At 68.1% G+C, this 680-nt stretch carries 1 protein-coding gene; it reads left to right on the forward strand.

The window, feature by feature from the left end; genetic code table 11:
- A partial coding sequence (locus tag F1615_RS35460) for a radical SAM protein (RefSeq protein WP_149553136.1) occupies positions 1-680 on the forward strand: 680 nt, incomplete at both ends.

Here is a 680-nt window from a genome sequence, read left to right on the forward strand (position 1 = left end):
CGCAGGCGCCGGTACGCCGGGACCGAGCACATCGCGACGTACATCATCGAGCGGAACATCAACTACACGAACGTGTGCGTCACGGCGTGCAAGTTCTGCGCCTTCTACGCCGCGCCCAAGGACCGGGCCAAGGGCTGGACCCGCGACCTGGACGACATCCTGCGGCGCTGCGCCGAGACCGTCGAGCTCGGCGGCACGCAGATCATGTTCCAGGGCGGTCACCACCCGGACTACGGCGTGGAGTACTACGAGAAGCACTTCGCCGCCATCAAGAAGGAGTTCCCGCAGCTGGTCATCCACTCGCTGGGGGCCTCCGAGGTCGAGCACATGGCGCGGATCTCGGGGGTGGGGGTCGAGGAGGCCATCACCCGCATCCACGAGGCGGGCCTGGACTCCTTCGCCGGTGCCGGCGCCGAGCTGCTGCCGGAGCGTCCCCGCAAGGCCATCGCCCCGCTGAAGGAGTCGGGTGAGCGCTGGCTGGAGATCATGGAGATCGCGCACAACCTGGGGGTGGAGTCGACGTCCACGATGCTGATGGGCACGGGCGAGACGAACGCCGAGCGGATCGAGCACCTGCGGATGATCCGGGACGTGCAGGACCGCACGGGCGGGTTCCGCGCGTTCATCCCGTACACCTACCAGCCGGAGAACAACCACCTGAAGGGCCGCACGCAGGCCAC

Origin of the sequence: Streptomyces marokkonensis (genome assembly GCF_008312835.1) — a bacterium.
Taxonomy (GTDB): domain Bacteria; phylum Actinomycetota; class Actinomycetes; order Streptomycetales; family Streptomycetaceae; genus Streptomyces; species Streptomyces marokkonensis_A.